Source organism: Enterococcus sp. AZ120 (assembly GCF_050546165.1).
Lineage (GTDB): Bacteria > Bacillota > Bacilli > Lactobacillales > Enterococcaceae > Enterococcus > Enterococcus faecalis.
In genome coordinates this window covers 453,614-477,042 of sequence record NZ_CP172950.1, presented here as the reverse complement: position 1 = coordinate 477,042, position 23,429 = coordinate 453,614, and the positions used below count along the sequence as shown (strand labels likewise).

General features: G+C 34.2%; 19 protein-coding genes. 6 read left to right on the top strand and 13 right to left on the bottom strand.

Annotated features, from left to right (window positions below; genetic code table 11):
* Positions 1 to 8 precede the first annotated feature (8 nt).
* The 3 genes from IGJ46_RS02375 to IGJ46_RS02365 are packed head-to-tail and all read left to right on the top strand — an operon-like array spanning position 9 to position 4,292.
* Positions 9 to 2,384, top strand: a complete 2,376-nt coding sequence (locus tag IGJ46_RS02375; RefSeq protein ID WP_218391429.1) for a hypothetical protein — start codon at positions 9 to 11, stop codon at positions 2,382 to 2,384.
* 55 nt (positions 2,385 to 2,439) lie between these two features.
* Positions 2,440 to 3,177 (top strand): WxL domain-containing protein, encoded by a 738-nt coding sequence (locus tag IGJ46_RS02370; protein ID WP_002358689.1) that lies wholly within the window; start codon positions 2,440 to 2,442, stop codon positions 3,175 to 3,177.
* 35 nt (positions 3,178 to 3,212) lie between these two features.
* Positions 3,213 to 4,292, top strand: a complete 1,080-nt coding sequence (locus tag IGJ46_RS02365; protein WP_016618664.1) for a DUF916 and DUF3324 domain-containing protein — start codon at positions 3,213 to 3,215, stop codon at positions 4,290 to 4,292.
* Positions 4,293 to 4,336: 44 nt separating this feature from the next.
* Here the strand turns inward: IGJ46_RS02365 and ptsP are convergent, their stop codons facing one another.
* The 3 genes from ptsP to IGJ46_RS02350 form a co-directional block, all read right to left on the bottom strand.
* A complete protein-coding gene (gene ptsP / locus IGJ46_RS02360) occupies positions 4,337 to 6,064 on the bottom strand; it encodes a phosphoenolpyruvate--protein phosphotransferase (RefSeq protein ID WP_002361251.1) in 1,728 nt (575 codons plus the stop codon).
* Positions 6,064 to 6,330: a phosphocarrier protein HPr gene (locus tag IGJ46_RS02355; protein ID WP_002355551.1), complete on the bottom strand. Its 267-nt coding sequence runs from the start codon at positions 6,328 to 6,330 to the stop codon at positions 6,064 to 6,066. Before IGJ46_RS02355 ends, ptsP begins: the two co-directional genes overlap by 1 nt.
* A gap of 170 nt (positions 6,331 to 6,500) precedes the next feature.
* The gene (locus IGJ46_RS02350; protein WP_002366170.1) at positions 6,501 to 6,692 is read right to left on the bottom strand and encodes a hypothetical protein; all 192 of its coding nucleotides are present in this window, start codon (positions 6,690 to 6,692) and stop codon (positions 6,501 to 6,503) included.
* Between the two features lie 301 nt (positions 6,693 to 6,993).
* Here IGJ46_RS02350 and IGJ46_RS02345 point away from each other — a divergent pair, with 301 nt between their 5' ends.
* Complete coding sequence (locus IGJ46_RS02345) at positions 6,994 to 9,234, top strand: ATP-dependent Clp protease ATP-binding subunit (protein ID WP_002384925.1); 2,241 nt, start codon at positions 6,994 to 6,996, stop codon at positions 9,232 to 9,234.
* 194 nt (positions 9,235 to 9,428) lie between these two features.
* Positions 9,429 to 9,743, top strand: coding sequence for a DUF1827 family protein (locus IGJ46_RS02340; protein WP_002355547.1), 315 nt, complete (start codon positions 9,429 to 9,431; stop codon positions 9,741 to 9,743).
* Between the two features lie 42 nt (positions 9,744 to 9,785).
* On the opposite strand, the gene IGJ46_RS02335 is transcribed toward IGJ46_RS02340, so the two are convergent.
* The 8 genes from IGJ46_RS02335 to IGJ46_RS02300 form a co-directional block, all read right to left on the bottom strand.
* Positions 9,786 to 10,856 (bottom strand): hypothetical protein, encoded by a 1,071-nt coding sequence (locus IGJ46_RS02335; protein WP_002363169.1) that lies wholly within the window; start codon positions 10,854 to 10,856, stop codon positions 9,786 to 9,788.
* A gap of 66 nt (positions 10,857 to 10,922) precedes the next feature.
* Positions 10,923 to 11,570, bottom strand: coding sequence for a DUF421 domain-containing protein (locus IGJ46_RS02330; protein WP_002355545.1), 648 nt, complete (start codon positions 11,568 to 11,570; stop codon positions 10,923 to 10,925).
* 15 nt (positions 11,571 to 11,585) lie between these two features.
* Complete coding sequence (locus tag IGJ46_RS02325; protein WP_002361249.1) at positions 11,586 to 12,029, bottom strand: DUF3290 domain-containing protein; 444 nt, start codon at positions 12,027 to 12,029, stop codon at positions 11,586 to 11,588.
* A gap of 549 nt (positions 12,030 to 12,578) precedes the next feature.
* A complete protein-coding gene (locus IGJ46_RS02320; RefSeq protein ID WP_023894826.1) occupies positions 12,579 to 15,656 on the bottom strand; it encodes a type I restriction endonuclease subunit R in 3,078 nt (1,025 codons plus the stop codon).
* Between the two features lie 3 nt (positions 15,657 to 15,659).
* Positions 15,660 to 16,922 carry a restriction endonuclease subunit S gene (locus IGJ46_RS02315; protein ID WP_218391428.1) on the bottom strand — a complete coding sequence of 421 codons (1,263 nt, stop codon included), beginning with the start codon at positions 16,920 to 16,922 and terminating at the stop codon, positions 15,660 to 15,662.
* Positions 16,912 to 18,435: a type I restriction-modification system subunit M gene (locus IGJ46_RS02310; protein ID WP_218391427.1), complete on the bottom strand. Its 1,524-nt coding sequence runs from the start codon at positions 18,433 to 18,435 to the stop codon at positions 16,912 to 16,914. Before IGJ46_RS02310 ends, IGJ46_RS02315 begins: the two co-directional genes overlap by 11 nt.
* 81 nt (positions 18,436 to 18,516) lie before the next feature.
* On the bottom strand, positions 18,517 to 18,738 hold the full coding sequence (locus IGJ46_RS02305; RefSeq protein WP_010819209.1) for a hypothetical protein: 222 nt from the start codon (positions 18,736 to 18,738) through the stop codon (positions 18,517 to 18,519).
* A gap of 76 nt (positions 18,739 to 18,814) precedes the next feature.
* Positions 18,815 to 19,030, bottom strand: a complete 216-nt coding sequence (locus IGJ46_RS02300) for a hypothetical protein (RefSeq protein ID WP_023894822.1) — start codon at positions 19,028 to 19,030, stop codon at positions 18,815 to 18,817.
* Between the two features lie 1,038 nt (positions 19,031 to 20,068).
* Between IGJ46_RS02300 and IGJ46_RS02295 the strand changes: the two genes are divergently transcribed.
* Complete coding sequence (locus tag IGJ46_RS02295) at positions 20,069 to 20,314, top strand: hypothetical protein (RefSeq protein ID WP_224561195.1); 246 nt, start codon at positions 20,069 to 20,071, stop codon at positions 20,312 to 20,314.
* Positions 20,315 to 21,064: 750 nt separating this feature from the next.
* On the opposite strand, the gene IGJ46_RS02290 is transcribed toward IGJ46_RS02295, so the two are convergent.
* Both IGJ46_RS02290 and IGJ46_RS02285 read right to left on the bottom strand, forming a co-directional pair.
* Complete coding sequence (locus IGJ46_RS02290; protein WP_218391425.1) at positions 21,065 to 22,726, bottom strand: hypothetical protein; 1,662 nt, start codon at positions 22,724 to 22,726, stop codon at positions 21,065 to 21,067.
* Positions 22,707 to 22,976: a hypothetical protein gene (locus IGJ46_RS02285; protein ID WP_048340625.1), complete on the bottom strand. Its 270-nt coding sequence runs from the start codon at positions 22,974 to 22,976 to the stop codon at positions 22,707 to 22,709. Before IGJ46_RS02285 ends, IGJ46_RS02290 begins: the two co-directional genes overlap by 20 nt.
* Positions 22,977 to 23,429 lie beyond the last annotated feature (453 nt).

Below are 23,429 nucleotides of genomic sequence, written 5' to 3'. Positions count from 1 at the left end.
CTTTATGAATGGCCCATTATAGAATGTATGTACTTAATATTTACACATTATATATTTTCGTCATTATACATATAATATCAAAAAAGGAGAGGATGGTTTTGAATAAGTTCGTATGGGGAATCTTTTCTTGCATCATATCATGGCTTTTTTTATCGCTGACTCAACCTTTGATAGCTCATTCTGAAACACTGAACCCTACAACTCACGCCTCTACTTTTAGTGAAACATTTACTTCAGTTTCAACAGAACAACAAACAACTCAAGCAACCGATATCGTGGAACAAGAAACCGAGCAAACCCATGCTTCCTCTGAAAACGATGAACCTATGGCACCTACGCCAGCTAGTGTTTCTGTTGGTAATAGCACCTTAAAAAGTACCTTAAGCACGGGAACGTATAACCAAGATATTATCACACTTTCGTATGAATACAGTGTGACACTTATCGGCTTAGCAATTAATGATCGACCGATTATTGCTATTCAACTTCCTACAGAAATTTCAAGCCAGTTAGATAACGACACTCTAAAGCAACAAGATTTTCTGACTCTTTTAACAGGGACTGTCAGTTATCCAGGAACAGCCACTCAAGATATTCACAGTTCAACTAACGGCGTCAGCCTCTCTTATAGTAGCACTTATCATTCTGTTTATCTGACTTTTCCAAGTAGCACCTTGGTGTTACTTCCCGGAACCAAATGGTCTGCCGCCATTTCGTTTGATGTGGGCGCACTTTATAAACGAGGAATTTCAATCCCTCCTGCTCTTAACGGCAAAGACTATCCGATTCGAGGAACCTTTACAGATGTCGGCACTGGATTAGGCGCAATTAATATTATTATTGGGAATAATACAAAAACAGGCATAATTAGCAAAGCTCAACTTAGTTTAGGTAATTATCCCGTTCCTCAAGTCACACCAGCCAAACTAACTCAACCAAATCATCTGGACACTACTGTAACAGGGACCATTCAACAAGTACAAGACCCAAACTATAACTACTCTGTTCAATTAACCTTGAACCGCCATGATGGCACCACTACCCCCATTGTGGTGAAAGGGATTTCTGTCGATGCAGCCGGAAATTTCTCGACATCGTTAGCTTCACCATTAGAATATGGCGACACGCTCTCTACAATTGTCTTTGCTCGTTCAAAAACGTCAACCGACTATATTCAAAGCAGCCCCTCAGCTGACCAAAGTGTCAATTGGTCAATCCAACCAGTCACAAACGTAGTCGCCAATGCCGGCTCAACTCAACTTTCAGGTAAAGCTTCTCAAGTATCTAACGGAACCTATCAAGTTAAAGTACAAATAAATGGTGGTTCTATTTCCACAACGTCCTTAGATTCCAATGGCCATTTTCAATTTGCTAATTTACCCACTTTCCAAGGGGGAGAAACGGTCAGCTTGTGGGTCCAAGGTCTCAGCAATCGCACTGGCCTGCCTTTGTTAACCAGTTCTACTGTTTCTCAAACAGTTGCTTATCCTGTGCCTCAACTAACGGTTACGCAAATCATTGAGCGGAAAAATGCACAAGGGCTCTGGGAAGCTGCAAACTCTGTCGTAAGTGGTCAAATCATTCGTTTTACGTTAACCACACGTTTAACCAATCAACCAGCAACGTGGATGAATCAGCAATTACGAGCAACGGTGCCTAAAGGACTGTCCCAACTTTCAGCTGCTACATTAACAAAACAATCAGCAGCAGGTTTAAGTACGCCAATAGCTGGGCTTCAACTTTTAACTGATAGTTCCACTGGTTTGCCGTATTGGAGTTATCATAATTCGCTGCCAGCAGATAATTTTACGGAAGCCAATACACAATTCACCTTACAATATACAGCAACGGTTACAGAAGAATGGATAAACCAATTTCTTTTATTTTCTAGCACGGTTACTGGCAATGATGGTGGCGGAACGCCAATTACGCCAATCACTAAAGAACAATCTTTACCTATCAAAAACGGTACCCTCCGTTTTGTGCAGATGCCAACTACAGTTTCCTTTAAAAATTTGCCTTTTCCCAGCAAACGAACCCTCTACTCACCATCGACCATCAGCGCTCCTTTCCTCATTGCCGATGGTCGTGTTGCAAAAACACCATGGCATTTGTTGGTAAGAGAGAGTCAGCCCATGCATTCAACTTCTACAAATAAAACGATCCAGCAAGCTTTCATTTATCGAAAAAATGGCAGTGATTTCCCTATCTCCTCTTTAGCAACCGAAGTTTATCAATACACCGCAACGGACGATAACAATGTAGAAATTCCTTGGAACCAACAAAATGGACTTTTTTTAAGCGTTGCTCCTGACCTTAATTTAACGGTCAAAGAATCTTACACTGCCGAATTACAATGGATTCTTTCTGATACACCCCTCTAATTAGGATTTAGCTTTTTTAAAAGTTAAAAATAAACAAGAAAGAAGGAATAAAAAAATGAAAAAGATCGTGCGCATTTCAAGCATTTTGTTCGTTGCAACGCCTCTTATGCTTTTAAATAGTCCAAAAGTTGAAGCAGCTCAAGTCGCTTCTATTCAATCCAACGCTGATATTACGTTTGCTCTTGATAATACTGTCACGCCACCTGTCAACCCGACGAACCCTTCTCAGCCTGTGACACCTAATCCTGCTGATCCTCATCAACCTGGTACAGCCGGACCCCTTAGTATTGACTATGTTTCAAATATCCATTTTGGATCAAAACAAATTCAAGCCGGAACAGCAATCTATTCGGCACAACTGGACCAAGTGCAAAATAGTACTGGCGATTTAATTAGCGTGCCAAACTATGTTCAAGTAACTGACAAACGTGGTCTAAATCTTGGCTGGAAATTATCAGTTAAACAGAGTGCGCAATTTGCTACAAGTGATTCAACACCCGCTGTTTTGGATAATGCATCCTTGACCTTTTTAGCAGCAACACCCAATTCAACACAGTTACTTTCTTTGGCGCCATTAACGGTCCCAGTAACCTTGGATCCAACTGGTGCCGCCACTTCTCCTGTGGCGACTGCCGCTCTTTCAACAGGAATGGGCACTTGGACATTAGCTTTTGGTAGCGGAGCGACCGCTGCTCAAGGCATTCAATTAACTGTTCCTGCGACAACGAAAAAAGTTGCAGCTAAACAATATAAAACAACGCTTACTTGGATTTTGGATGATACACCACTTTAAAAGAAAACAAACAAGGTATTGCATGAAGTTGTTTCATGCAATACCTTGTTATAAAAAATTGTCAAAAAGGAGTGCACACTATGAATCAGCAGCTTTTTAAATGGCTCCATGCTATTAGCGTCATCATTTTTTTATTTTTTATTGGCTCTTATTCTGTAGAAGCAAGCGAAATGACTTTTTCTGTAAAAGCCATTTTACCCGACAATCAACGAACCAAAGAAACAAGTTATTTTGATTTACGTGTCGCTCCAAACCAAACACAAAAGCTACAAATCGAACTAACGAATCAAACAGCCAACGACATTACCGTGCTAGCTTCAGCCAATGCAGCGATTACTAATGATAATGGCTTGGCAGATTATTCTCATGCTGAAACAAAAAAAGATCCATCTGCACCTTTTACTTTTAATGAGATTGCGCAATTACCAAAAGAAATCCAACTACCTAAACACTCAACCAAGACTGTTGAATGTCAGCTTATTTTACCGGAAAAACCATTTAATGGGTATGTTTTAGGAGGACTTTACTTTGAACAAAAGTCAGATGAACAACCTGCTCACTCAGAAAACGGTGTGGCCATCAATAATCGTTTTTCTTATGTAGTCGGCGTCTTACTTAGTGAAACAGATGAACCTGTTCAGCCAGAATTATCTTTAAATGAAGTAAAAACCGATCAAGCTAACGGTCGTAACCGCGTATTAATGAATCTCCAAAACAAACAAGCGGCTATGATTAAAAAATTACAAGTCGATGCCTCTTTATATTATGAAAAAGAAGCTAAACCTCGCTACGAAAATCACCAAGAGTCGTTAACAATGGCCCCTAATACAAATTTTAATTATCGGATTGACTTAAAGGAACAACCTTTTGTTCCTGGAAATTATACTGTAAAAATCAAAGCAAACGATGGCTATCAAGACTATTCGTGGGAAAAACACTTAGTCATCCAAGAAAAAGAAGCTAAAAAATACAATGCTACCGCCGTCAACCTCCCACCTGAAAAGCACACCAATTTCCCTTGGAAACTGGTGTTTAGCATCACGCTAGTTTTTCTATTCATTTTGGGAAGCACGATTTATTATTTCAAGAAAAAAATACGTGAATCGCAACAGTAAAAAAGCACATCGACAATTGTCGATGTGCTTTCATAATCGCTTAATTATTTTGTATATTCTTCAACTAATGCAACGACTTCTTCCATCGTGTCGCATTCTTTTAATGCGCGGTCAGCAAGTTCAGCCATTTTAGTTGTGTCTAGACGTTTCATCAAGCTACGTGTTTTAAGGATAGATGTAGCACTCATTGAGAACTCATCTAAGCCCATACCTAATAGTAATGGAACAGCTGTTTGATCGCCCGCCATTTCACCACACATACCAGCCCATTTACCTTCAGCGTGTGCTGCATCAATTACATTTTTAATTAAACGTAAGATTGATGGGTTGTATGGTTGGTATAAGTAAGAAACGCGTTCGTTCATACGGTCTGCCGCCATTGTGTATTGGATTAAGTCGTTGGTTCCAACACTAAAGAAGTCAACTTCTTTGGCAAATTTATCAGCTAATACGGCAGCTGCTGGAATTTCAATCATAATACCTACTTGGATATCGTTTGAAACTTCAACACCTTCGTTGACTAATTTTTGTTTTTCGTCTTCAAAGATTGCTTTCGCTGCTCTAAATTCTTTCAAAGTAGCAACCATTGGGAACATGATACGTAAGTTACCATGAACAGACGCACGTAATAATGCACGCATTTGTGTACGGAACATGCCGTCACCTAGTTCTGATAAGCTAATACGTAATGCACGGTAACCTAAGAATGGGTTCATTTCGTGTGGTAATGTTAGGTAAGGAAGCTCTTTGTCCCCACCAATATCCATTGTACGAACCACAACTGGTTTTCCTTCCATTCCTTCAAGAACTGCTTTATACGCTTGGTATTGGTCCTCTTCAGTTGGAAAGTCAGATGAATCCATGTATAAGAATTCTGTACGATATAAACCAACAGCTTCGCCGCCGTTTTTGTGTACGCCTTCTAAATCTTTTGGTGTACCAATGTTTGCAGCTAACTCAACATGTTTGCCGTCAGCTGTCACGGTTTCTGCATTTTTTAGTTTATCCCATTCTGCTTTTTGATCTGCATAAGCTTTTGCTTCTGCTTCAAATTCAGATTTTTCAGCATCTGTTGGGTCAATAATAACATCCCCAATGATTCCGTTCACTGCTAAAATATCGCCTGCTTTTACTTTGTCAGTAATTTCTTTTGTACCAACGATTGCAGGGATTTCTAACGAACGAGCCATGATTGCTGAGTGAGAAGTACGTCCGCCGATGTCTGTAACAAAGGCTTTAACATACGTACGGTCTAATTGTGCAGTATCACTAGGTGTTAAGTCATGGGCAACCACGATTACTTCTTCGTTAATCATTGAAGGATTTGGAAGAGTCACACCTAATAAATGTGCTAAGATACGTTTGGCAACGTCACGAATATCTGCTGCACGCTCTTGCATGTAAGCATTGTCGTCCATTGCTTCAAACATACCAATATACATATCCGTAACTTCTTTCAAGGCAGCTTCTGCATTGACTTTGTTGTCTTGGATATTTTGTTTGATTTGACCAACCATTTCTGGGTCAGATAAAACCATTAAATGAGCATCGAAAACTTGCGCTTCTGCTTCACCAAGGCTTTGAGCTGCTTTGTCGCGAATTGCTTGCAACTCTTCAGTAGATTTTGCTAAAGCATCGTCTAAGCGAGTTGCTTCTGCATCAGTATCTTCTACGGAAGTTTTGTTGAAAGACAAGTCAGGTTGAACTAGCAGGTAAGCTTTAGCAACAGCAACGCCATCACTTGCGGCAATCCCTTTTAGCATCTCAGACATTATTCAGCCAATCCTTCTTTTTGTAATGTTTCAACGATTGCTGCCATTCCTTCAGCTTCGTCAGCACCATCAACAGTGATTGTTACGTCAGAACCTTGACCAACGCCTAAAGACATAACGCCCATGATTGATTTTAAGTTAACAGATTTACCTTTGTATTCTAAGTTAATATCTGAGTTAAATTTGCTTGCAGTTTGTACTAATAAAGTAGCTGGACGTGCGTGAATTCCTGTTTCTGCTACAATGTGAAATTCTTTCTTTTCCATATAAATCGGTCTCCTTCGTAAATAAAAAATTTTTATGTTAGGGTTTTCCTTTCTTGATACGCTAAAATCAAACGTCTACTCGAAAAAAGACCCTTTCAGTTTCTAAGATTACCATTTTTTTCTATCTTACACAACACTTTTTGCTTAAATTTCGTGATGTTTTGCACTGACTATTCTTCCTCTTTTTGGTAACGATAAATGATTCGTCCATTTAACCCCGCTTCTCCAACAATTTCCGCGCGGTCAGGCAAAGAAATCCAAGCATCACGAAATTGGAAAAATTCATTTTGCTCCACGATTAATTCAGAGATTTCTCCAGCTTTTAATGAAGCAATTTTTTCTACAAAAGGATTTTCAGCCATTGATTTCACCACTCTTTCTCTTAAATATCAACTCTTATAGTTTACTTGAAAATGGCGCAATTGTCTGTAAAAAAATCGAATCTTTGCCTTTTTTTAAACAAGGTCTTTTACTTGATTCTCTTACAAAAAATGCTATAATAATCTCAAAGGTCAAAAATGGTCAAGTGGTTTTATAGACAGAATTTATTCTTGCTATCTAGTACTTGGCTGGTTTGAGGAAAAATGGTCTGTTTACTAGAAATAATAGAGCAAACAGCTATTTTTCTGGCCTCAGTTATTTTGAAAGGATGTGTTTCATTCAATGATTTGTCAAAATTGTCAACAAAATGAAGCAACAATTCATTTATATGCAAATGTGAATGGTCAAAGAAAACAACTGGACTATTGCCAAAGCTGCTATCAAAAATTAAAAAATCAAGCAAATAATTCCCCTCAAAATATGGGACAAGACCCTTTTGGCTTTGGGAGTTTAGACGATTTATATCGTTCTCTTTCTCGCCAAATGCAACAAGGTAATCCTTATGAACAACAAACACCACCCACTCAATTTGGTGATGGTGGTAATGGAGGTCAACCCCCTCGCGGAGGCGCTGGCGCTGGTCAAGGTTTACTAGGCGAGTATGGGATTAACATCACCGAAGCGGCACGCCAAGGAGATATCGATCCTGTAGTAGGACGTGATCAAGAAATTAAGCGTGTCATTGAAATCTTAAATCGCCGTACAAAAAACAACCCCGTTTTAATCGGTGAACCAGGTGTTGGTAAAACAGCCGTTGTCGAAGGTTTAGCCCAAAAAATTGTCGATGGCGATGTGCCCCAAAAATTATTGGACAAAGAAGTCATTCGTTTAGATGTGGTTTCACTTGTTCAAGGAACTGGTATTCGCGGACAATTTGAAGAACGGATGCAAAAATTGATTGAAGAAATCACTGAAGCTGAAAATGTCATTTTATTTATTGATGAAGTCCATGAAATTGTGGGTGCTGGTGCTGCTGGTGATGGCAATATGGATGCTGGCAATATTTTAAAACCAGCCTTAGCACGTGGTGAATTACAATTAGTCGGTGCCACAACTTTAAATGAGTACCGTATTATTGAAAAAGATGCTGCCTTAGAACGTCGGATGCAACCAGTCCAAGTAGATGAGCCAACCGTTGCCGAAACCATAACGATTTTACATGGTTTGCAAAAACGTTATGAAGATTATCATCATGTTAAATATACAGATGAAGCGATTAACGCAGCAGCAAACTTATCCAATCGTTACATTCAAGATCGCTTTTTACCAGATAAAGCGATTGACTTGTTAGATGAATCTGGTTCAAAAATGAATCTAACTATTCAACTCGTCGATCCAAAAACAATTGATAAAAAATTAGCAGAAGCGGAACAACAAAAACAACAAGCTTCCGCAGAAGAAGATTTTGAAAAAGCGGCTTATTATCGTGATCAAATCAATAAATTACAAGCAATGAAAGAAAAACAAATCAGCGATGAAGAAACACCCGTCATCACTGAAAAAGATATTGAAGCCATTGTGGAACAAAAAACTGGCATTCCTGTCGGTGACTTAAAAGAAAAAGAACAAACCCAATTGAAAAATTTAGCTGTTGACTTAAAAGCTCATGTTGTCGGACAAGATGATGCCGTCGATAAAGTAGCTAAAGCGATTCGTCGCAATCGTGTAGGCCTAGGCAAACAAAACCGCCCAATTGGTTCCTTCTTATTTGTAGGGCCAACAGGCGTTGGTAAAACAGAATTAGCAAAACAATTAGCTTTTGAGCTATTCGGTTCAGAAGATTCGATGGTTCGTTTTGATATGAGTGAGTATATGGAAAAACACAGTGTTTCTAAACTGATTGGTTCTCCTCCAGGCTATGTTGGGTATGACGAAGCTGGACAACTCACAGAAAAAGTCCGTCGTAATCCTTATAGTTTAATTTTATTGGATGAAATTGAAAAAGCGCATCCTGATGTTTTACACATGTTTTTACAAATTCTCGACGATGGTCGTTTAACAGATGCACAAGGTCGTACGGTCAGCTTTAAAGACACCATCATTATCATGACAAGTAATGCTGGAACAGGAGCTGTGGAAGCCAACGTTGGCTTCGGTGCTGCCCGTGAAGGTGTGACTAAATCCGTTTTAGGTCAATTGAACAACTTCTTCACCCCCGAATTCCTTAACCGTTTCGATGGTATTATCGAATTCAAAGCATTAAGCAAAGAAAACCTGATGAACATTGTCAGCTTGATGTTAGAAGAAGTAAATAGCTTATTAGCTAAACAAAAATTACACATTGAGGTTCCAACAGAAGTCAAAGAGAAACTCGTTGATTTAGGTTATGATCCTGCAATGGGCGCTCGTCCTTTACGTCGAACAATTCAAGAACAAATTGAAGACGGCATTGCTGAATACTATCTAGATCATCCTGAAAATCATCAATTAGTCGCAGCGTTAGATAACGAAGGTAAAATTATCGTAACTGGCGCACAAGAAGTGACTAAAACAGAAACTTCAACATCTGACCAAGCAGAATAATCAAAAATCCACACGCATTAATAACAATGCGTGCGGATTTTTTTATGCTTTTCACTTTTTATTTTCATCAAAAAAAACTATAATAGAAGAAAGATATTCGTATACTTGTTCCTCATAGAAAAAATTCAATCTGGAACTCCTGTACATAATTGGAAACGCTCTTTTGCAGCACACAACTATAATGAGGTGATAAAATGAAATTAGTGAATGTGACCAATAGCTACAAACAATTAGTAAATAAACAATTGGAAAACACGGATGCTTACTTTGTAAAAGTCTACTCAGCAGGAAACACGACCGCTGTCTATTCAGAAGCAGCTCACCATGTGGAAGTTCTGATTATGAATAAAAATCGTCGCATTCGTCCGACAGAAGTAAAAGAAATTTTAGCAAAACTGTTAAAACGATTACCTAAAGAGGCTTATGACCCAGATGAAATTTCTATCATTGAGTTAAACCATGTGACCGAAGTGTCTGTTCCATTAAAAGTTTCCCTCATGGAAAACTAAAAAAAACTGCCGAAGTTTCCCCACTTTGGCAGTTTTTTTAATTTATTGTGACGTTATTTTTTTTACAAGCCTTTGATAATTTTCCGACCAGGCTTCCTCATTTGTCGGACTGACTAATTTATTTTCCTCGATTGCTTTTTTTCTTAAGTCATCCACTTCTTTTTTGAAATTTTCCCCCGATTTTTGAGCATAATCTTTAGAAAAATATTTTGATTGGCGAGAATAAGCCTTCAGTTTTGCGTCTTTAATCTCTTCTTCTGTATCTGCAAAATATTCATCATAACGAAGATCGGTTATTTTCCCTGAATCTTTTAACGTAATAACAGTTAAACGTCCAGAAAGCCCCTCCCCAAAATCTTCTGTTAGACTTGTATAATGTTCTTTTGAAGGTTCTTTGATTTCCTTGGCTAAAGCCCTAGCAGCAGGAAGATAGCCATTATTAGCGCTATTGGATTGACCTTTGGCTGTCTGGAATGCGCCATCTAGGCGATTTTCAGCAACCATTTGATTTTCTAGAAAAGTCATCGTATTAACAACGGTCACTAACGATTGATCAGTTCGGGCGTTGTTCGCTTGAAAATTTGCATAGCCGGATAAACGTTTTGTCACTCCTGCCCATTCTTCAGAATAATAGTTTTTAGGTCCACGTTCATCAAATTCTACTAACTGAATTTGTTGATCCTTAACAACGACATCAATTAAAGCCGTATAGCCGCCATCAAACACGACTTCATGATGATAATAATCCCCTTGAACTTCCCCGATTTCTGGACGACCTGACCAATACATCTTCTGAGCTTTTTCTTCTGGACTAATTCCTGATTGTCCATTATTAGCTTCTACTGTAGCGCCAGAAACAGCATCAACTTCAAAGGTATGTCCATTACGCTCATAACTCACTTTGGCAGCACTCTCCTTCGGTTGATCATTCGTGTTTGTCTGCTCCTCCTGCTTTACAGAAGTGGCATTAGTGGCTGCCGAGGCACCACTCGTTACTTGGACTGCTTCTGCTTCAGTACTTTCTTTCATTTTTTCAGTTCGTTGATCTGGTTGGCACCCCATTAAAATAATCATTGAACAAAATAACCCGACAACTATCTTTTTAGTTTTCATTTTTCCTCCTTTTAAAACTCATTGAATTACCATTTAATTTTAATATAAGTAGAATGAAAAGTATAGCTAAGAAATCGTTTTTTCTTCATACGGCGATAAACTTAACTGTCCAGATAAATACTCACCTAAATAGATTTCCTGTAATCTTTGGAATCCTTGTTCTTGGATTTGCGTTAATAGCCAGTGCTCATCTTTTTTGATTAACTCTAGGACATCCATGTTGGCTTGACCGTCCACAATAATCGGATAACGAATACTTTCATCGCCATATTCGACGATTGTTAATTGACCATTTTGTTCTAAAACCGCCCGTTTAACAAGCTGGACTTCATAAATACCATTTGCTCGTAATTTAAACATTAGATCATTTGCAGAAATACCATTTTTCAAACATTCCTTCACCACAACCTGTCCATCCTTGATTAAAGTAATGGGTTTACCATCCACAATTTGCTTCACATAGCGATTGTGTTCTTTTGCAAATTTTAAAATTAAGACTAATAATGTCCACAAAATTAACACTAATACAAATTGGAGCACCGTAATTGAATCATTATAAATAACACCACCAATAATGCCCCCCAATACATAGTTTTGCACTTGGTCCATAGCCGATGTGGGCGCCAAATTGCCTTTTCCCATCAAATTAATTTGGACAATTAAACAAATAATACCTAAAGCAAATTTAATAATAATTGGACTATAAAACTGCATTAATTTTCCCTCACTTTACTTTATGATTTCAATCGTTGGTGTTAATAAATACGTTTCTTGTAACGTATAAGACTGCTGATCCGTACTTAAACTCATTTTATAAAACACTTCGTCAATTTTAACTATGGTTCCGTCAGCCAATTGTGTACCATTGACATAAACTTTTTCTGGAGAAACCTTTTTTTCCCGTGCCACTTGTTCGACAAAATGTACCATTTGTGAAGATTGTGAATGCTGATTTTGGTTCAGTTGATAATTGGAATATTGAACCCCTAAAACAAATAATAATGATAAAAAAATAATAATACTTAATTCACGATATTTCGTTTGAATTTGATGTCGCACATAAAAACTAAACACAATGACTAGCCCGATTAACAAAGCAAAAATAAAAAAATACTTTAAGTAATCATTTAAATTAGATTGGCTTTTTAAATACTCGATGCCATAAAAATTCATGTTCTTGTCCACTCCTTGATAGGTTCGTTATAGTAAGTATTCTATCTCAAAAAAAACAATCACGCCTGCTTTAATACCTTATAACAAGAAAAGCTCAGCGCAATCATCTTGAGAATGACTGCGCCGAGCTTCAATCTTCTAAAGATTCAGCTACTGATTGATTACAAATTAATTTTACATCAAACTTTTCAGTTCAACATCTGGATATTTATCCGCAAATTGGTTTTCAAATAAGTGAAAGTCCCTTTTTATCAGGCTTCATCATACAATAAATAATCTTAGAAAGCAATCCATTTCTGCTACAAACCAACGCAATGTTCAACCTTTGTTTTTCTCAATACACCTATTACTTCTTAATCAATAATTTTAGTAGGAAAATTGATTAGACAAGTATCACAAAACAAAAATTGAAAATTATATGTTATTTAATGTGACTTTTCTATTCTATCAATTGTGCCTAATCCAAACTATTTAATGGATAAATCTGCGTTTTTCTTTCATTCTTATTGACAATCAAAATACTTACCCTTGAGCTTTTCTACTTAATAATTATGAAAGATTTTCAGCCATTAACTCTGCTTGCGTAATTACTAAATCAATGGTTTCTAAATCTGTCTTAAATTTATTTTTTCTCAAAAAACGTTTGATTTCAACTCTCATTCGGGCTTTCTCAGAACTACGTTTTGTCCAATCAATTGTCATATTTTCTTCAATAGTTTTAGCGATACCTACTGCAATATCTTTTAAAACTTGCTCGTCTTCATCAGAACTTTTAGAGATAACATCATAAAAAGCTTTTTCCTCAACTGTCAAGCCTAATTCTTCGCCTTCTTCTTTCATTGTTTTCATGTCTTTTGCCAATTCAATTAACTCACGAATGGCAATTTCAGAAGTAATTCCTCTAGTATTGTATTTATTTATGGATTTTTTCAATAGGTCAGAGTATTTTTCTGCTTGAACAACATTCGTTTTTTGAATAGACTTAATTTTTCCCGCTAATAAATTTTCGAGTAGTTTTAAAGCAAGATTCTTCTGTGGCATTTCTTTAATTTCTTCTAAAAACTTGTCAGACAAAATAGACAATTCAGCTTTTTCTAATCCTAGAGAATCGTAAATATCCACAATATCTTCCGTTACAACAGACTTAGAAATTAATTGCTTCAGTTCTTCATCGATTTGTTGAGGAGATTTTACTCCATCTACAAAGTTTAATTTAATTAAATATACTTTTACAGCTTTAAAAAAGGCAATTTCAGCATTGTATTGTTGGACTTCTTCTTCTGTCACACACAAAGCATACGCTCGAGTGATTTCCGTTACTAAATCTTTAAATCTCTTAACATCTTCAACATCATCTAATCCTAAAATATAGTTTGCAGCATTTGTAATAACTTGTAATTTTTTCGTATAATCTGTTGAATTAAAATCAGAATAATCGAACTTATCTAGAATCGTATTGGTAATCAAGTCATATTTTTCTTTGACTAAACTCACGGCAACTTGGGTATCAATCCCTGCTTGTTTTTGGTCATTTGGTGTATACTCTTGTAGAGCATTTTTCAAATTCGGTGCAATCCCAATGTAATCTACAATCAATCCGCCTGTTTTGTCTTTAAATACACGATTTACACGAGCGATTGCTTGCATTAAATTATGTCCTTGCATTGGTTTATCAATATACATCGTGTTCATAGACGGAACATCAAAACCTGTCAACCACATATCTCGAACAATGACAATTTGAAGTTCATCAGAATCATCTTTCATTCGCTTCGCTAATTTATCACGTCTTGTCTTATTCCCAATAAAAGGTTGCCAATAATCTGGGTCACTACTTGAACCTGTCATTACAATCTTAATTTTCCCTTTATCATCATCATCAGAATGCCAATCAGGACGAAGTTTAATTATTTCTTGGTATAAATCAATCGCAATTCTTCTAGACATTGTAACAATCATTGATTTACCGAAAGAAGCTTCTTGTCTTGTTTCAAAGTGTTTCACAAAATCTTGAGCCAATTTTTCTAATCGAGGTTGTGAACCTGTGATAGCTTCTATCCGACTCCATTTTGCTTTCGTTTTTGATGCGACATCATCTTCTTGACCTTCCACAATGTCTTCTACTAAATCGTCTATATCTAATTCATCAGGAAGTGATACAGGGATGATGCGGCTTTCATAATAGATTTTTACTGTAGCTCCATCTTCTACCGCTTGGGTCATATCGTATACATCTATATAATCCCCAAACACAGCTTTTGTAGACTTGTCTGCACTAGAAATAGGTGTTCCTGTAAAACCAATGTAGGAAGCGTTAGGTAACGCATCTCGTAAGTATTTAGCATACCCGTATTTGATTGAGCCATCTTTATCATTCACATCCGCACTAAATCCATATTGAGAACGATGAGCTTCATCTGCCATTACAATAACGTTTCGTCTATCAGTTAATATATCCATTTGATTGCCTTCTTTAGGTGCAAACTTTTGCATGGTACTAAAAACGATACCACCTGCATTAACAGACAATAACTCTTTTAACTCATCCCCATCATTGGCTTGTTTTGGTGTTTGCCGTAATAAATCACTTGATTGACTAAACGTTAAAAACAATTGGTCATCTAAATCATTTCTATCAGTTAAAACTACAACAGTCGGATTATCTAATTCTTGCACCAATTTTCCAGTATAAAAAACCATTGATAGGCTTTTACCTGACCCTTGGGTATGCCAAACAACACCAATTTTATTATCTCCTTCAGTGCTAACCGCACGTTTTGCTTCTTCTACTGCACGATTCACTGCATGATATTGATGATAAGCCGCTAAAATCTTAATCGTTTTATCCCCATCAGTTTTAAACAAGATAAAATGATGAAGTAAATCAAGTAACACTTCTGGATTACACATTCCTTTGATTAACACTTCTAATTGACTACTAGCTGTTCCATGTTCCACTTTTCCGTCAATCGTTCGCCAAACCATAAAGCGTTCCTCATTGCTCGATAAAGTCCCAACTTTTGCTTGCACACCATCACTGGCAACCATGAATTCATTAAACGTAAGTAATGAAGGGATTTCTTGTTTATATGTTTGTAATTGGTTATAGGCGTCTGAAATACCCACGGCTTCATCCGTTGCATTCTTCAATTCAAACAACACAATAGGTAATCCATTGACAAAGAGAATAATATCCGTTCTTTTTCGTTGATTGTCTTCTTCTACAATAAATTGATTGACAGCTAAAAAGTCATTGTTTCTAGGTTCATTAAAATCAAATAATAAAATACGTTTTGTAACGTTGCGATTGCCTTCTCGTGTAGGAATTTCAATACCATCTGTAATATATCTATGGAAAGTTTGATTATTGACCACCATATCGGGATGTTTATGGACAGTAATCGTCTTTATTGCATCATCAATTACTGCCATCGATACATCAGGATTAATTGTTACAAGAGCTTCTTTCAAACGGTCTATCAAAACAACTTCTTTGTAATCTTTCCGTTTAGACATCCCGCTATCTTCTAATTCTTTAGCAGAAACAGAAGTATAGCCCACTTCTTCTAACCAACGTAAAGCAACTGACTCTAAATCATTTTCATTGAAATGGTATTCTTCAGCCAAAAATTACATCTCCTCATCTTCTGGTAGTTCTATTTCACCTGATAGTAGTTTGGGTAGTAATGCATCTCTCATTTCTTCAAGATTCTCGATTTGATTCCTTAAATTCATAATTTGCTCACTTATCCCTGAACAAATTTCACCATATTGATTAATTAAATCAACTGCACCAACAAATTTAAACCCCATTGCTATACTTGGTTTTATACGTTGTCTACTGCCTGTTGACCCAGTAGCATTATTAACTAAGAACCTATTAAATGCGGTTGACTTGCATAAAAAATAAGTATAAGTTTGTAGATTAATATTTTTACAATCTAATGCTATAAACTCTGGTGAGCAAACATTTAAATAACTTTTATTTAGTTCTGTTAACCATACTCTTTCAAAATTTGGATTCATTTTTGAAAATAACACTGTAAAATCTGTTATTTTTGTTTTATTACTTTTAATAGTATTTACATTCTCTATAACAGGAAACTTTTTAGAATCAAAATTAGGAATGCTAAAATGATTTACTTTTTCCACTTCGGTTTTATTTGGATTAAATGTTTCTTTTATCTGTACAACTAAATCTGACAGTTTTATTATTTCCCATCCTTCAGGAATTTCACCTAATTCACTATCAACCATCTTTCCACCACTTGATTTATATGGATTTCCATTTTCATCAGGAAATTCAAAATCAACAAACCATCGTTTAAACAGCGCAAAGGCTAGTTCTTCAAGAGTCGATATAATTTGATTATTAATTTCAACTTTTTTGTTTATATTCTTAAAAAAAGAAGCAATTTTCTTTTGGATATTTAGAGTAGGAAGAGGAATTGGTATGGTTCTTATTGTTTTCATTGGAATTGTTGGCTGACCACTTCCAACTCCAAAACGTTTTAAATTATACTGAAATTCATATCCTTGTAATACCATAAAATAAAAATATGAATCATATTCTTTCTTTATTGATATTTTAGCAACATTAGGAGCCAAATGATATTTATCATTCTCTTCAATAAAGGCAACATTTCCATATTTAGAGCCTGTATATGTCATAACAATATCATTTTCAAATAATTTTGACCGCAAGAGCCTATTGGAAGTTTCCTTATCTATATATTTTACATCACTTAAATCTAAATACCCTTTTTTTATATTCAGCCCCCTAAGGGCACAAATATCTCCTTTTTCCTCATATTTTATATATTTAGTAAATTCAAAACCTGCTAATTTAGTTACTTCAGCCACTTCGCTCAGTTTCACATACTCAAATTTCATACCCAATTCCTCCTAGTGATTTACAGATGTCTTCTTCTAATTGATGAGATTGGATAAATTGTTCAGATAACAATGTAGTTAGTCGTTCCATCTTTTCTTCAAATGATTCAGAATCTTCTACTTCATCTTCTAAACCTATATAACGACCGGGAGTCAAAATATAGTCTCGTTCCTTAACTGTATCTAATGATGCTGATGAACAGAATCCTGCCACATCAGCATATCCTTTTTCATTTGTTCCTTTCCATGCATGATAAGTATCTGCTATTTTCTTAATATCCTCTTCACTAAATTCCTTGGTCGTTCTGTCTGCCATAAACCCTTCATTTCTGGCATCAATAAATAAAATTTCACCTTGATGGTTGCGTTCATTTTTCTTGTCTTTGGATTTTGTTAAAAACCAAAGACATACTGGTATTGGTGTTGAATAAAACAGTTGTCCCGGTAACGTCACAATACATTCTACTAAATCATTTTCAATTAAATTTTTACGAATTTCAAACTCTGAAGTAGTAGAAGTAGACATACTTCCGTTAGCTAACACAAAACCTGCTGTCCCTTCCGGTGCTAATTTGGCTGTCATATGTTGAATCCATCCATAATTGGCATTTCCTGAAGGAGGTGTACCATATTTCCAACGAGAATCTTCTAATAATCTCTCCTGTCCCCAATCACTAATATTAAAAGGTGGATTGGCTAAAATATAATCCGCTCTTAGTCCCTTGTGTAAATCATTATGGAAAGTATCTGCATTGTGTGCTCCTATATTTCCATCAATCCCTCTAATAGCCAAATTCATTTTACACAGTTGCCAAGTCGTGGGATTAGATTCTTGCCCATATATAGAGATATCTCCAATACTACCCGCATGCTCTTCCACAAATTTTTCTGATTGGATAAACATACCACCTGAACCACAACAAGGGTCATAAATACGTCCCTTATACGGCTCTAGCATTTCGACTAGTAGTGAAACTACAGAACGTGGCGTATAGAATTCTCCGCCACCTTTTCCTTCAGCACTTGCAAACTTGCCAAGAAAATATTCGTAGACTCTACCTAACGTATCAGTTTTACGGTTTTCGAAATCCCCTACTTTAATGTTAGTAATTAAATCGACGGTTTCTCCTAAACGAGTTTTGTCCAATTGAGGTCTTGAATAATTTTTAGGTAATACATTTTTCAAAGATGGATTCTCTTTTTCTATAGCAATCATCGCTTCATCAATCGTTTCGCCAATTTTTGGTGTTTTAGCATCACGATTGATTTTTTCCCATCTTGCTTCAGCAGGTACCCAAAAAATATTATCAGCCAAATATTCATCTTTATCTTCAGGGTCTGCATACTCATCTTGGGTTAGTTCTTCATACTTTTCTTCAAAGCTATCTGAAACATATTTTAAAAATATTAATCCTAAAACAACATTTTTATATTCTGAAGCATCCATGCTTCCTCTTAATTTATCGGCAGCTGCCCACAGTTTATCTTCAATTTTAAGTTCTGCTGAAACCATCAATACTTCCTCCTAATCAGTTGTCATACTCTTCTATTATAACAGTTTTTAAGCCAGTTTTGGATAATAAAAAAACCTAATCTAAAATAGACTAGGTTTATCTGTTTGAAATTTTTGAGACATATGATAATGCAAAGCAATTGCTCTTGAAGTATCTTCTGTATAAATTGAAAAATCATAATTTTTTTTTAATTCATCCATCAATAATTGTAATTTTTGATTGTGTTGTTTTGGATAGTATTTCTTTTTCATTAGTTGATGAAACTCTTTTTCAATATCTCTATAATCTCGTTTTCTACTCATAATTAATATCATCCTCTTTTATCAATAATCAGTATATCTATAAATATCTATAAATCAACTACAATGTTTTAATTATCTAAAAATAAGTACTACCTTCAATATTAGGTAGTGATTCTATAATAGTTAGCTCATTTTCTAAGCTATCTAAAGTTTGAGCAATAATTTTTTCTACGGTATCACGATATACCTGATTTCCTATAAAATCTTCCGGCAATGAGTTAAGTGCTAATAAAGAAAATATTGCTTGTTTATAGCTTAAATTATTGGAAATGATAGTTACTGTTCCGTTCATAATAATAGCCTCCATTCACTATAATTGGTCCAGAAGACTATCATCAAAAATCATTATAGTCAACTTATTTTTAAATATATATTTCATATGTAAATATTCTCTATTCATTAATACTCCTTTTATCTTCTTTTTTATCTCAAAAACATTGTCAAAATATACTTAAAAAAGTTCCCCCCCTTCAAAAGTCAATAAAATGAAGGGGGGTATACCTATTAACAAAATCAACAAATTGTTATTATATCAATCTTTACATATAGTTTTTCAAATTCTAAAACTGGTATAAGTAAAATTTTTATCTTTCCATCAGATTATGTTTTAAAATACTATTCATAAAGTCATTTTAGCATTTGAAAGTTTAAAAATATTTTATAGATTTCTACAATCGATTATATGCTGCTTTTTTTCGTTCTAAGACGTTTTAAATTTTTATGTATAATTTATCGAAAATGATTTCTAACACTCTCTAGAGATAATACAGGCTATTTAAAATACGTTGCAAGTTATTTTATTATCCAAAAAAATCCATTGCTTCATTTTATATAAGATTATGTATATTGTTGTTAGATATAGGTTCATATAGATTTTCTAAGTACTTTCATTTACTGAATTAAAAAGATAGAAACATAGCGTTTCGTTATATATAAAAATACATAATCACTGATAGAGAGTAAATTTTAGCTATTTTACTAAACCTAGACAGTGTTATTAAGTAAGCAAGATGTACCTTGCTGGCACTATAAAAATAAATACTAATATATCAATTTTTTACAGCTGTTTTTCACACAATTATCTATGTAAATAGTTTTTTTGCGTAAAGATATGTGTGAAAACAGGTAGATTACCTTAGATTTTATTGACTTTTATTATCCTACCATTTTTATCAGTGTTTCTAGAGATAAACTATAAAGATTTTCTTATCTCGCACTTTTTCTTTTTTTAAGTTACTATTATACTAACAAAAAAACAAATAGAGAGTTGGAACATATAATGAATACTCACAAGATGCAATTTGGATGGATTATCGAAGCTCCTAAGTATTTGTCGATACTAACAAATCAAGATGGATTAGTTGCTATTGTTTCTGAATATACTACTTTTGGCGACAATCAATCATTATTAATTACGTTGTCAGAAACATCTGCTAAAGTGGCAGTAACTCCTCATTATATTTCTTCTTTAACGATTTCAACAGATAAAAAGATTAAAATATCTACCTCGCCATTCTATGAACAACAAATAGTTGAAATTGAAAAAATGAATTCTGATGGTCAAATTATAGATTAATACTTCTCAAATCTTATTGACTATTAAAAATCATTAGTAATTTCTTTGCTTAAAATTCAAAATCAATTTTATGCTGCTTAAATTGCGTTTTAAGCGATTATAAATTTTTATGTATAATTAGTCGAAAATCATTTTCAAGACACTAAGGGATGAAAGCTGACTGTTCAAAACGTATTTAACGTTATTTAAACACCTAGACATTTAATATAGAACAAAATATATCATTAAAGATATATTATTGATATGATGATGTTTAAAGCTGATTCCCTAAAAAGCTATTCAAACTAGAATTCATGATTAATTACCACTAACTTGTTGCATTAGGAAATAGAGCAAACTTTAGCTATATTACTAAACATAAGAATACCTATTAAGTAAGCAAGAGTCCATCTTGCTGGCACCTAAAAATAAAAATACTGATATATCAATGTTTTACAGCTATTTATATCACACTATTCTTTATTGTAAATAAGTTTTTGCGTATTTATATATGTGAAAACAAATAGTTTTCCCCTAGTTTTATTGAATTTTGTTAACCTCATCATTTGATACCTCTAGAGGGAATATTCCTTATAGAGGTATCAAATGATTTCTATCAATTTCATCAATATTTCTAGGGGTAAACGATAAGGATTTTCTTAGTTCGATACGCAATTTTGAATAAATACAAAAAGAGATAATATTCTTTATGTATAGAAATTATTCTTTATTGTTTATATTTAATAATAGAAAAGACAGATAGTACTCTCACTATCTGCCTAGAATATCTCTTTTATAAATAACAACTTTAGATGTATAGCTCTCTTGGATGTTAAATTTTTGATATAACTCTTTTGTTAATCTCTCTCTTTCTAAATCATATTTATTGTATACATCTACTCGAATTTTCTGGAATTTTCTCTTAGTATCGTTTATTTTCAACCTTCTCGCTTTAGCTAACTTAGAAATAACATCTTTTTCGTATACATATCCTTTTTTTTCTATCTCGTTCATGATAATTTTAACAGCTGTTTTTTCTAACTTCTCACTTGCTTGACTTATATTACTATTGGTTTTACTCATTTTAATCATTTTTCGTTGAATAAGTGGTTCATAGGATTGTGGAAAATCTTGATACGCTTTTTCTTCACCAAATAATCTATATACTAACTCGTAACTTAGACTACCGACCGTTACTTTATTTTCCCTCAAAATTTTTGCTATCCCTTCGCTATTACCTTTATTTTCATCAGTTAAGTTCGTTGGTTCATAAATATTACTAGTCCTTAATTTATTACTATCTTTCTTTTGTTCCAATATCAAATTATTAAATATGTTTTCAGGAATTTCTATTTGGTATCTACTAAAGTATTTATATAATTCAGGATAGTTTTCTTCTAATTCTCCTGATTGTAATTCTTTTTTAAATTTTTGGGCGTTAAATTTACTTTGTCCTAATTTCGATGTATTTGTTACTTTTGAGCTACTAATTTCTACTAGTAAATTAACTACTTCAATTGAAGATATTTTTAAATATCGTTCTAGTAAAGAAATAATATTCCCACAATAAGGATGACTTTCACTAAAACATTTATATAAGAATATCCCATATTTTTCAGCATAAAATACTGATGCACTAGGTTCTGTCTCTTCATGAAAAATATCATAAAAAGGATTCTCATCGGATAATTCAAGAAACTCTCTCATATCTAACGATTTAAAGTAGTTCATTGCATTGTAATCGTCAGGAAATTCTTGTTTATAATTGTCTCCTAGCTTTTCTTTCACAATATCAAGTCTACCTAATTTTAATAATTCATAATTCGGTATAGAATTATCAATCATTTCACCACTTATAGCTTCTATACCTTTATAAATATCTGTATTTGTTGGCTCTAACAATTTTGAAGTATCCAAGTTATTATCCCAATCAATCACTTCGTATCCTTTATTACTTCCAAAAAACATTCTACTTGTTTGTCCAACACTCCTGTCTGCTTGTGGATACATTTCAAATAATCTTCTATATATCTCTTCTATCTCAGAATTCATAGTTATTAATTTATCTAAATGAAAGACAACTCTAAATTTATCTACATTAGAATCATCATCACTAAAAGTCCGATAGATAAAACAAGCATTTTCTAACATAAATGTATCTTGTTCTAAGTCAGCAATAGTATACTGATTATTTTCGTCTTTATTATCAAAATCTAACATAATAATTTCTTGACCAACAATTGGCGTATATTTTGATAATTTTTGTTCCGATAATTCTGATAAAACAACAGTTTTTCCTTCTTCAGAAATCTCAATCGCAAGCTCTTCTAAAGAGATATCTACTAATTCTTTTAAAATTGTAGTTGAAATTGCTTTAACCATTGATGAATTAGGTTTTTCACTATTTTTAATACTACTTAGATAACACTTCATATTCACTATCCTCCAACATTAATAATCTGCCGTATTTTAAGACGATTACTTTTTCCAATAATATTGTTTTTTCTTCTGATAGACCTCGTTTTCCTTTCCTGAAATTGTGCAAATTTTGGTTATGAATACCGATTGCCTTAGAAAACACAGTCATTTTAACTCCGTAAATTTTATCTAAGATATGTAGCAAAGCTTTTACCTTTTCTTGTTTCTCAATCAATTCCTCTTCTGTTAATTTTTTTGCATTCATATATTTATCCTCCATTAATTATTTTATTAATCATTGTTGCCGGACTATATCATCATTTCAATCTGAAGTAAAGTAATTCTGTCACAATTGGACACTAAAAAATAAGTAGTATATTTTTATCAGAAATTTCATTTTGCTATCTCCTATTTTCCTAGCACTTTATTAGAAACAGTAAAATCTTAAAAAAAAGCTGATATATCGGTATTTTTTCAAATTTTAAATCTATCTACATATTAAAAAACACCTCTCAGATTCATTTAAGCGTAGAATTACCCACAAAAATTTTTTCATGGCGTTTGAGAGGTGTTTTTTGAAAAATAACACTTTAAAACGTTGATATAACAACAATCTGTTAATTTTGTCAAGAAGTAGAAAAGTATTGATTTTACTGACTTTTTCGAGGGTCATTTTTTAAGTGACTTTTTACAAAATTTTTAAGATAATTTTGTAAAT